The following is a 254-nucleotide window of genomic DNA, read 5'->3' on the forward strand; positions in this document are numbered from 1 at the left end:
GTTTATTGGTGGTCGCAAGTTCGATATATCGAGTCAACGGACAATGCTTATGTTGAGGCTGATATTTCCAATATCAGTGTAAAAGTTCCCGGCTATATTGTGCAATCTGCTGTGGTTGATAATCAACACGTCAACAAAGGTGAACTGCTGGCTCAATTGGAAGACAGCCAATTTGTTGCCAAGCTAGCTCAAAGCAAAGCTGTGTTAGCGAGTACCCAAGCAAACTTGCAAACTCTAGCGGCAAAGGTTGATTT

General features: G+C 42.9%; 1 pseudogene. It reads left to right on the top strand.

Features of this window, described 5'->3' with window-relative positions:
- Window positions 1-254: pseudogene (locus tag AAEZ00_RS21740) on the top strand (HlyD family secretion protein); the annotation flags it as partial.

Source organism: Shewanella sp. S1-49-MNA-CIBAN-0167, from assembly GCF_040310145.1.
In the GTDB taxonomy this organism is placed as follows: Bacteria; Pseudomonadota; Gammaproteobacteria; order Enterobacterales; family Shewanellaceae; genus Shewanella; species Shewanella psychromarinicola.